At 64.4% G+C, this 10122-nt stretch carries 9 protein-coding genes; 3 read left to right on the forward strand and 6 right to left on the reverse strand.

Going from position 1 to position 10122, the window contains the following annotated elements; all coding sequences use genetic code 11:
* A partial coding sequence (locus ACWDU1_RS22795; protein ID WP_450001344.1) for a 3-hydroxyacyl-CoA dehydrogenase family protein occupies positions 1-721 on the forward strand: 721 nt, incomplete at its 5' end.
* Positions 722-871: 150 nt separating this feature from the next.
* On the opposite strand, the gene ACWDU1_RS22800 is transcribed toward ACWDU1_RS22795, so the two are convergent.
* Positions 872-2317: an amino acid permease gene (locus tag ACWDU1_RS22800; RefSeq protein WP_450001346.1), complete on the reverse strand. Its 1446-nt coding sequence runs from the start codon at positions 2315-2317 to the stop codon at positions 872-874.
* Between the two features lie 689 nt (positions 2318-3006).
* On the opposite strand from ACWDU1_RS22800, the gene ACWDU1_RS22805 reads away from it, so the two are divergent.
* Positions 3007-3474 (forward strand): YbaK/EbsC family protein, encoded by a 468-nt coding sequence (locus ACWDU1_RS22805; protein ID WP_450001347.1) that lies wholly within the window; start codon positions 3007-3009, stop codon positions 3472-3474.
* 111 nt (positions 3475-3585) lie between these two features.
* Here the strand turns inward: ACWDU1_RS22805 and ACWDU1_RS22810 are convergent, their stop codons facing one another.
* Complete coding sequence (locus ACWDU1_RS22810; RefSeq protein ID WP_450001349.1) at positions 3586-4185, reverse strand: TetR/AcrR family transcriptional regulator; 600 nt, start codon at positions 4183-4185, stop codon at positions 3586-3588.
* Between the two features lie 102 nt (positions 4186-4287).
* Here ACWDU1_RS22810 and ACWDU1_RS22815 point away from each other — a divergent pair, with 102 nt between their 5' ends.
* Positions 4288-5451 (forward strand): alpha/beta fold hydrolase, encoded by a 1164-nt coding sequence (locus ACWDU1_RS22815; protein WP_450001351.1) that lies wholly within the window; start codon positions 4288-4290, stop codon positions 5449-5451.
* Between the two features lie 96 nt (positions 5452-5547).
* On the opposite strand, the gene ACWDU1_RS22820 is transcribed toward ACWDU1_RS22815, so the two are convergent.
* The 4 genes from ACWDU1_RS22820 to ACWDU1_RS22835 form a co-directional block, all read right to left on the reverse strand.
* A complete protein-coding gene (locus tag ACWDU1_RS22820; RefSeq protein WP_450001353.1) occupies positions 5548-6213 on the reverse strand; it encodes a TetR family transcriptional regulator in 666 nt (221 codons plus the stop codon).
* A gap of 100 nt (positions 6214-6313) precedes the next feature.
* On the reverse strand, positions 6314-7888 hold the full coding sequence (locus ACWDU1_RS22825; RefSeq protein ID WP_450001354.1) for an AMP-binding protein: 1575 nt from the start codon (positions 7886-7888) through the stop codon (positions 6314-6316).
* Positions 7885-8694, reverse strand: a complete 810-nt coding sequence (locus ACWDU1_RS22830; protein ID WP_450001355.1) for an enoyl-CoA hydratase/isomerase family protein — start codon at positions 8692-8694, stop codon at positions 7885-7887. Before ACWDU1_RS22830 ends, ACWDU1_RS22825 begins: the two co-directional genes overlap by 4 nt.
* 213 nt (positions 8695-8907) lie before the next feature.
* On the reverse strand, positions 8908-9543 hold the full coding sequence (locus ACWDU1_RS22835; RefSeq protein ID WP_450001356.1) for a TetR/AcrR family transcriptional regulator: 636 nt from the start codon (positions 9541-9543) through the stop codon (positions 8908-8910).
* Between the last annotated feature and the right edge of the window lie 579 nt (positions 9544-10122).

A 10122-nucleotide genomic window follows, 5' to 3' on the forward strand; every position in this document is an offset into this window, starting at 1 on the left:
TGTCACGGGACTGCGGCTGGCCACCCGGATCGGGAAGATCCCGGTTCTGTCGAAGGTGTGCGAGGGGTTCATCGGAAACCGCATGCTCACCCCATATCGCAGGGAGGCGGAGTTCCTTCTCGAAGAGGGCGCGACACCACAGCAGATCGACACCGCTCTGCAGAACTTCGGGATGGCTATGGGACCGTGCGCGATGTCGGATCTCGCGGGGCTCGATATCGCCTGGGCCGCCAGAAAGCGTCTCGCCGCCGCCCGTCCGAAGCATATGCGGTATTCACGAGTCGCCGATGTCCTCTGCGAGAAAGGACGGTTCGGACAGAAGAGCGGCCTCGGTTATTACCGATACGAGAACGGCGGCCGCACCCCTGTTCCGGATCCCGACGTCGAGCAGATCATACGCACCTGTGCCGCCGAGGGCGGCATCCAGCGCCGTACGATCACCGAGACGGAAATCGTCGACCGTTGTGTACTCGCACTCGTCAATGAGGGAGCGGCGCTCCTCGGTGAAGGAATCGCGCAACGGGCTTCCGATATCGACGTCGTCTATGTCGACGGTTACGGGTTTCCCGCCCGCCGAGGGGGTCCGATGTATCACGCAGCCCGGCTCGGCCTCGATGTCACCCTCGCGAAGATACGGCACCTCGAGCGCATTCACGGTGAAAGCTGGACTCCCGCAGCACTACTCACCCACCTCGTCGAGTCCGGGCGAACCAGCTTCTGAACCACCGGTAGCAACCGGGCCGATCCCGCCCGGTTGCCTCTCTCCGGAGTGATCTCCGGCGACCGGCGCACTCCCTGCTTCGCGAAGCGAGCGGAGTGCCCCCTCATCCAGGGCACTCCGCTCGTTTCGCCATCGACGGGTAGGTAGCCGTCACGACGCCCGGTCGGCACCCACGTCGGGTTCTGCGGAAGCGAGATGATCGACCCCCGAATTCCGGCCGGACCGGCGAACGTGGCGACGGATCAGGTACGCGATCAGGATCACGGTCACCGTGCCCAGGCTCAGTGTTATTTGTGAGCGCTGGGTGTCGATGAAGAACATCGACGCGAGTACCGCGACGATTGCCGCGCCGGCGAGCAGGGACAGATAGGGAAACAGCCACATCCGCAGGCGTAGCCGGCCGACCTGATCGCGAGACATGCCCGCTCGCAGCTTGATCTGTGACGCGACGATCATCGTGTACACGAGCAGGATGGTGGCGCCGGAGGCGTTGAGCAGGAAGGTGAACACCGTATCGGGTGAGAAGTAGGCCATGCCTATGCAGCCGGCACCGACCAGAAGTGCGATCGCCAGCGCGGCCCGGGGTACTCCGCGCCGGTCGAGCGTGGCGACCACCTGCGGAGCGTCACCGTCCCGAGCGAGTGCGAACAGCATCCGGGACGACGTATAGAGGCCGGAATTCAGACATGACAGGACGGCAACGAGGACAATGGCATTCATGATGTCGGCTCCGGCCGGAATGCCCATCGTCGACAGAGCTTCGACGAACGGCGATTGACCCGGCTTCACCTGATACCACGGCACGATCGTCGCCACCAGTAGCAACGATCCGATGTAGAAGATTCCTACTCGGGTGATCACGGAGTTCGTCGCCTTGGTGACCGCCTTTTCCGGCTCTTTCGATTCGGCGGCGGCGATCGTCGCGATCTCCGGACCTACCATGGCGAACACCGCGACGACGACGCCGGACAGGACAGCGGTCCACCCGTGGGGTGTGAAACCACCGTGTGCGGACAGGTTCGAGATGTCCGCGCCGTGGCTCGGCCACAGACCGAAGACATACGCCGCCCCGATCGCGAGGAACACGACGATCGCGGCGACTTTTATTCCTGCGAACCAATATTCGATCTCCCCGAAATTTCGCACCGAGCGCAGGTTCGTGGCGACCATCGTCAATAGCAGAGCTGCGGCGAGAATCCAAGAAGGAAGAGCGATCCACCGTTGCAGCAACTGACCGCCGACCACGGCTTCGACGCCCACCACGACCACCCAGAAGAACCAGTACAACCAACCGGTGGTGAATCCCGCCCACTCCCCGAACGCCTGCCGAGCGAAACCGGCGAACGCGCCGAGTGCAGGATTGGCCAGCGCCATCTCGCCGAGCATGCGCATCACCAATACGAGCACAGCACCGGTTATCGCGTACGACAGGAACGCCGCAGGCCCGGTTGAATTCAGTAGGGCACCCGAGCCCACGAACAGACCGGCGCCGATGACGCCGCCCAACGTGATCATCGTCAGATGCCGGTGCTCGAGTGTTCGGCGCAGCGTGGGCGCGGGCTTTCCGGTGTCGGTGCTTTCGAACTCAGTTGTCATTGCTACCTGCTTCGATTTCGTGCCGGCCGCCGGAGCCGTAACGATCGGAGCCGGGGGCCTGCCCCCGGCGGACGGGGATATTGCGGAGGGCGGTCACTCGTGAATCGCCGGACACGAGGCCCGCCTCACACACTAAAACGATCGATCGCTTTAGGCAATGAAATCAGCGAGATCGCTCGAAACGAGAGTGGCCAGAACCCGGCTTCGGGAGGCGAATGGGAGGCGGCGAGCGAGTACAGGCCGGGCGGAGCAGCCGTCGAACCCAACCGCCGATGTGTGCATCCCACCCGAGGTCAGCGGTAAGGCCTGTCGCGGGCACGTTGGGGTGTCGAGCATGGAAATCACTGTTCGACTCGGGCGTCTCGCACTTGATGACAACGCGAACCCGGGGATCCTTCACGAATCCGACAAACGTGGCCCGGATGCCAGCAGGCCCTCGGGGCGTCTGTAAGCATTCTCGAGCACGACCGTGGCGTCGTGCAGCGGTTCGGCACTCGCCACCATGATGCCGGCATTTCGCCTGGGCCTGCCGGCGAGAGCGACGCCGATTCGAGGGTTGGGAATCAGGTCGTTATCGATGTATAGTAGCGATCGATCGCATTCATAATTAGGATAGTTCGGGACTCGAAGTGAACCAGGACACATCATCGACGGACGTGCCATCAGCGTCGTCCCCCGCGGTGGCCAGAGTGATCAGCTGCCTTCTGGAGAGGCAGATCGAACCCGCCATCCAGTGGCTACCGTCCGAGGCGCGCACGGCGCGGGCCGCGGCGGAGCAACTCGCCGTACCGGTCGGAGCGATCGCGAATTCCCTGGTTCTGCTGTGCGAATCCGATCCGCTGCTCGTCCTGGCTTCGGGCGCCAACAAGGTCGACCTCGGGCTGCTGTCGGAATACGTGGGTGGTCCGGTCGCCCTGGCGCGCGGCCGCCGGGTTCGCGAGATCACCGGACAGCCTATCGGCGGCGTAGCGCCCGTGGGGCATCCCGTCCCGATACCCACCCTCATCGATCCGGACCTCGGGAAGTACGAGACCGTGTGGGCATCGGCCGGACATCCCCGCGCCGTTTTCGGCTCGGACCTCGACCGGCTTGCCGCGATCACCGACGGCGTTGTACTCGGTGTCGCCGGCGGCGGGCTCGGAACCGCGGTCACGTGACCGCGACCGAGAGGATGGTCGGTTGCGGCACACGAGAAAGTCGTCACCGCCGGTCGCGGTACCGGTCGAGCGCGGTGTAGACAACCGGACGTGGGAGCCGGAGGTCAGCGGTCATTCTGCTGCCCGGCGCAGCGAACCGATCATGTCGAGTGCGATCTGCCCCGCTTCGCGCCGCGTGCCGCCGTCGGTGGCCGCGGCGATATTCCAAGCCAGCTCGGTGAGCAGGCCATAGATGGCGCGGACCGTGAGCTCGGTGGAGCGGGGGGCGAAGATTCCGGTCCGGATCAGCTGATCCACCAGATCCCGGATCAGCTCGACCATGTACCGCTCGTCGAGTTCGCGCCACCGCTTCCAGCCCAGCGCGAACGGCCCCTCCTGCAGCACGATCCGCTGGTAGGCCACATCGGTGCACTCGTCCAAGAAGACCTCCAAGGCGCGTACCGCGGTGCCCCAGGGGTCAGGGGACTTCCCGATCGTTATCGACAGCCGTTCGGTCAGCTCCTGTTCGACCTGCTCGAACACCGCCTCGAATAGGCCCTGTTTGCCGCCGAAATGGTGGTAGACAGCGCCGCGCGTCAGGCGGGCGGCCCGCGCGATCTCATCGGCGGAGAGGTCGGAATACCCGCGTTCGATGAACAGCCGGCGACCTACCTCCAAGAGGGCAGACCGGGTGGCTTCGGCGTATTCCGCACGTCGTCCCTTGACAGTCACGCCGGTAAGGCTACTATTACATACACAATGTATCTGAAATGCACGATGTATACGAAACTGGCCGAGGTGAGCGAGGTCATCGTGCGCGGCTCAGGAGCCTTTATGCCCGAACGAACGTTCCCCGCACGGCGTACGGCGGCGTCGATGCTCGTCACCGGTTTCTCGATCCTGGGTATCGGTGTGTCGGCCGCAGAGGCGCCGACCGATCACCCCGGCACGGTGGTGTCGTCACACGTATTGGCCGAAACGGAGCTGATCACTTCGGCGGCGAAGGGATACCGGATCATCTACCGGACCACTGGCCAGCGTGACGAACCGGAGGTCAGCGGGGGCAATATCTACCTGCCCGGCGGCGAGGCGCCTCCGGGCGGTTGGCCCGTGATCTCCTGGGCCCACTCCACCAGCGGCATCGCTCGCGGTTGCGCCCCGAATCTTCGGGGCGGATTCGCTGACACGTTCGATGAGCGACCGGAGATGTCGGCCTATTTGGCCCAGGGCTACGCGGTGCTGGCCACCGATTACATCGGGCTGGGAGCCCCGGGGGAATACCAGTATCTGGCCGGACGGGCCGCCGGCCACGCAGTGCTCGACATCGTCCGGGCGGGCCGCGCGCTGGACGCGGGCCTGTCCAACTCCTACGCGCTGGCCGGGCATTCGATCGGCGGTCAGTCGGCGCTGTACGCGGCCCATACGGCGTCTCGCTACGCTCCGGAGCTCGACCTACGCGGCACTTTGGCCTTCGCGCCGACCAGCAACTACGAAGACCTGATCACGGCACTGTCCGGCCCCGACCTGGCGGTGCCGCTGCCCGAGGGGTTGCAGATCCGGGTCCTGATGATCATGGCGGGTCTCGACCAGGTGCGCCCGGATCTGCGCGTCCTCGATCATCTGAGCGACCGGGGCAGGCAGGTGCTGGCCCTCGCCGAAGGCGGTGCCGGATGCCTGAGCGAAGCGAGTGCGGCCGTCGCGGACCGATCTTTCGGCGAGTTGTTCGTCGAGCCTCTCTCCGATCCGGCCCTGATCACCGCCTTCCGCGACTATATGGCGGTGCCCACGACGGGCTATCACCGGCCGGTGGTGCTCGTGCAGGGTGGAGTGGACACGGTGCAGCCCATGCCGACCACCACGCTGCTCCAGCAGCAACTCCAGCACGGTGGGGTCGACAGCCGGCTCCGGTTCTACCCCTCGGCCACGCATTTCACCCTCATGGTGCAGGCGCGCTCCGACACAGACGAATTCCTGGGCCGGGTCCTGCCACCCCCGTGATCTCGGGCGGTGCTCTACCCGACGACAGCCTCGGCGTGGCGCACGACTCGCGCGAATTCCGCCGCGGTGGTTATAGCGGCTCGCCGCCTCCCGGTACTAGGTATCGGTTCTCAGTAGGGCCGAAGGATCTTGCAGTTTCAAGCTGATTCGTCGGACCGGCTGTCCTTCCCGGGTGGCGCGTACGAGCCCGAGTCCGGCATCGGAGTAGGTGCGACACAGTTCGCCGAGTTCCAACTCTCCACCCGGCCGGAACCAATGCGACACAGAAGTGCACATGACGAGCAGGCCGCTGGTGATCGTTTTGGGATGGCCTACGTCGAATACGCCGTCTTCGACGCCGGTCCGGATCGTGTTCCGCCATACCTGCTCGTACGAATCGCGAAGTTCCAGGACCAGCTCACGTCTCTGCCCTTCGAGTGCGCGGATCTCGGTATCGCTCACCACCTTCGCGAGCCGATCGGTCGCGTGCGCCCATACGTGCTGCTCGATCAGGGCGCCGAGCAGTTGCTCGGGTCTGTCGTAGACAGTTGTGAGTGCGACGGCGGCATCCCGTAGTGGTTCGGTACTGCTGACCATGATGTCGACGAGGAGGTCTTCCTTGTTGCCGAAGAAGTGGTACAGCGACGACAGGGTCGTGCCGGCACTATTTGCGATCTCGCGGATTCCGGTACCGAAGAAACCCTTGTCGGCGAACAGTGCGATGGCGGCCTGGCGAAGGCGCTGCTGCGTAGCCGCGGACTCTACGGGGCTTGTACGTGCCATCGGACCCTCTTTCGCTCAGTGGTTCAGCACTGGAGAATAGCTCCGACCGCACGACCGGACGCAACGAGCCGCGCTCGTCGGCCGGCGGTGGACTTGGGCATCACGGTTTCGCTCCGACGCCTCGATCGAAGGTACCCGGCTGGACGCCCGCGGCTTTCAGCACATGTTTCTCCACCTTTTCGGTCGGTGTCCGGGGCAGCTCGGTGAGTATCCGGAAGTATCGTGGAACAAGCGCACGAGGTAATTGCTGCTCGCACAATTCGACCAGCTCATCGATTCCGACCGTTCGGCCCTCTTCGAACGAGATGGCGACCATGATGTCTTCTTCTGTCAGGTCGCTCGGTACACCGAAGGCTGCGACATCCAGGATGTCGGGATGACTCGCGAGCGCTTCTTCGATCATCGGTGCGGGGACGTTTTCACCGCGGCGGCGGATAATATCTCTCGTTCGTCCGACGAAATGGAAGTAACCGTCCTCGTCCCGATATGCGAGGTCCTCGGTATGGAACCACAGACCACGAAACGCCGTCAGAGTTTCCGCCGGTCTCCCGAGGTATTCCTCCATGATCAGATGCGGTTCCCGTGGGCGTACGCAAATCTCTCCGATTTCACCGCTCGCCGTCTCGAAACCCTCCGCATCCAGCGTTTTGACCTCGAATGCCGGTATCTCCATTCCACAGGCGCCGGTCCGACGGGGCCGACCGGGTACGTTGTACAGGACGATACCCGTGTCGCTGAGTCCGTACACCTCGACCAATTCCAGCCCGAATCGCTGCTCGAATTCGGCCGCCCACCCCGGTAGTGGGACGCCCCATCCCAGCCGCGCGGGGTTGTCGGCGTCGTCGGCGGCAATCGGCTGCTTGTGCAGCATCGACAGCGTCGCACCCATGAAGTCGAAAACGGTGGCCGAATACTTGCGGATCTGATTCCAGAATTGTGATGCGGAGAACCGCTGCACCAAGGCGGCTGTCGCACCCAGGCCGAGTGCGGGGGCGACGGTGAAGATCGCCGCATCCGCATGGAACAAGGGAAAAGGAGTGAACAGGACGTCATCGGCGGTCAGGCGGAGTTGCTCGACGAAGATTTCCGCCTGCCGCACAACATAGTAATTCGACAGAACGCAGGCTTTGGGGCTTCCGGTACTGCCCGAAGTGAACAGTAGAATACTCGGGTCTCCCGGTGCCGGCCGGTGTTCCACCAGCTCCTGGAGTGGCGACGCCGCCAACTCCGCCCACGGAAGTGATCGGGTATCGCCGCCGTCGATAGGCGTATTGCCGATGTCATAGACAACCTCCACGCCGGTTTCGCGCAGCGACTCGACTACCTCCGGGTATCGGTCCCCCGCGACCACCGCGAAACGAGCTCGGCACAAACGCAGCGCGTCAGCCGACCGTTTCCCGCCGAAGGTGGTGTTGATGGGGGCGGCTACTGCGCCGACCCTGCCGAGTGCGACCCAGGTGATGACGAACTGCGTACTGTTGGGCACGATCAGGGCAACCACGTCGCCGGCTTTCAGCCCGGCTCGCAGGAGCCCGGCGGCCACGCGGAGGCTCTGATCGCGAAGCTCACCGTAGGTCAATTGATCGTCCTCCACCCGGATCGCGACGCGGTCGGGGGAATGGGCTGCCGTCTCATCGGTGAGCCGGGCCAGCGTGATCCGGTCTCGACTGCTCATCGCAGTGCTCCTCGCGATCGGCCCGTTTTGAATGGAAGTAGGCGGTCCTGTGCGAAATCGGTCCGGAAGGCGGCGACGACAGCATCGCCCTCACGTTCGATCGCCGCGTCGGCCGACTCGGTGACGGCCGCCGCGAACAGCACCCGGGTCGACATGGCACTGTGGGCGGATTCGACAATCGAGCCAACGAGGTCGGTGGCATGATCCAGTAGCGAGTCGGCCTCCACGACATCGGAGACCAGCCCGGCGTCGCGCGCCCAAGCCGCATCGTAGACCCGTCCTGTCAGAACCATTTCGAGCGCCCGCCCGCGTCCGATGACTTCCGAGAGCAGGATCGACGAGGCGTTGGTCGCCATCAGTCCCCATTTGACCTCCGGGCAGGCGAAGCTCGCCCGGCTCGAACAGATTCGCAGGTCGCACGCCAGCGTCAGTTCGAGTCCGCCTCCGAATGCCGGGCCGTTGATCGCGGCCATCGACACCAGCCGCGATCCGAGCAGCGCGGCAGTCAGGGCCTGCAGGTTCGCGATGGTCCGCTCGAACTCTTCAGGGGAGCTACCTGCCGCCTCGTAGAGATCGTCGCCGGCGCAGAACGCGGTTCCGGTGCCGGTCAGGATCAAGCCGTGGACGGATGGGTCTTCCTCTGCGCGCCGGATCTGTCCCAGAAGTGTCTCCACAGCGCCTCCGGTGAGCGCATTTCGCGAAGCCGGCCGGTTCAATCGAATGATCATCACCTGCTCGGACCTCTCGACTTGAACAACGTGACGCGAATCGGAGGCCGCCTCGGAGAACTGGGAGTCCAACTTCATCCCCTTAATGTAGCGATCGATCGCATTAACCGCAATCCAGCCCTTATGAATGAGAACGCGTCGACCGCCGACACTCCGCGAGCTCGTGGATCTCGCCGGCGCCATCTTCGCGGCCTGCGACGTAGGCGTCCGGCGACCCCGGGTTCACCGTGGCGGCTTCGACCGTGACGGGGTGACCGCATCGCATTCGGTGGTCCGGGCGGCGCCGCGGTTTCACGCCCGGATAGCGCTGATCCCCATCAGTAGCGAAGCGGTGTCGACCAGTTGCTCGCGCAGGACCGCCTTCTGGTCGGAGTTCAGCGATGGGCGGATCCACAATGACGATTGATTGAGCGCGCCGTGCAGACACTGCAGCGCAACATCCGGGTGAGGACAATCGAATTCGCCGGCGGTGATGCCCGCCTCGATCACCGCGCGGAAGATCGCATCGTGGCGGCGCCGACTGTCCTTGATGACGTCCTCCAAGGACTCGGGCCACGACTTGGGCCACGAGAACACCGTAGCCACCTCGGGAGCGGTGTCGGTGAGAATCCGCACTTGCTCCCGGATCAGCGCCCGCAGTCGTTCGAGATGGCTACTTCCGCTCACCTCGGAAAGCGCGGCCTCGAGTCGGGTGACCACATCTGCGGTCAAGGCTTCGAGGACGGCGCGAACCAGCTCGTCCTTGCTCGAGAAGTAGTGGTACAGAGTCGCCTTGGCGATATCGGTCCGCTCGGCGACTTCCTCGAGGCTCATCCCCTGGTAACCCTGCGCGGACAACAGCTCCGTCGCAGTGCGCACAATTTCCGCCTTGCGCCGATCACGCCGTCGAGCGACACGGCCGGAGGGCTTCGGTCGGGCTTGTTCCATCGACGCGGCAGCGGATGTCTCCGTGGTCGTCGGCTCCGGCAAGGGCGATCACTTCCGTTTGGATTCGGCTGTCGCGGAGCCGCCATGTCGATTCGAGACACGCGGACAAGTCGACTTCCATACTCATAGATTTTATTTTCGACCCATTATACAAATACCGAACCAATCGGTCGAAATATCCACGGGAACCGGTGGCGCCCGGTCTGCGACAGCTCGAGAGACTTGCCGGAGGTGGTGGGGAATGTGTGGCCGCCGGCCACGGTCCAGATCTGTCCTCGAACGCCCGCTACCAGCGCGCGACGAAAGCCCGAGGCCGCACTGCCCGACCGAGTGAGTGAGCCGCCCTGGACGCTTGTATCCGGTCACCCGTTCGCTCCGACCGACGGTCTCGGCCCGGCCCGATGGACGATGCGCTGGAAGCTCGCGGCCGGCCCGGCATCGGCAGGTCAGCACCGGCCGATGGGTGCTACCGTTCGTTTCCGGGCCAGTGCCGCGCAGCGTACGAGCGGATCTCGGCGAATCCTATGTAGAGGAGCACACCATCCCCGGGGTTTCACGTTCCACCATCACGACTTGTCT

It is taken from the genome of Nocardia sp. NPDC003345, assembly GCF_053589395.1.

Coding starts and splice junctions, on each gene's coding strand:
- ACWDU1_RS22800 (WP_450001346.1), bottom strand. CDS start 2,317: ATGACAACTGAGTTCGAAAGCACCGACACCGGAAAGCCCGCGCCCACG.
- ACWDU1_RS22825 (WP_450001354.1), bottom strand. CDS start 7,888: ATGAGCAGTCGAGACCGGATCACGCTGGCCCGGCTCACCGATGAGACG.
- ACWDU1_RS22835 (WP_450001356.1), bottom strand. CDS start 9,543: ATGGAACAAGCCCGACCGAAGCCCTCCGGCCGTGTCGCTCGACGGCGT.
- ACWDU1_RS22830 (WP_450001355.1), bottom strand. CDS start 8,694: ATGAAGTTGGACTCCCAGTTCTCCGAGGCGGCCTCCGATTCGCGTCAC.
- ACWDU1_RS22820 (WP_450001353.1), bottom strand. CDS start 6,213: ATGGCACGTACAAGCCCCGTAGAGTCCGCGGCTACGCAGCAGCGCCTT.
- ACWDU1_RS22815 (WP_450001351.1), top strand. CDS start 4,288: ATGCCCGAACGAACGTTCCCCGCACGGCGTACGGCGGCGTCGATGCTC.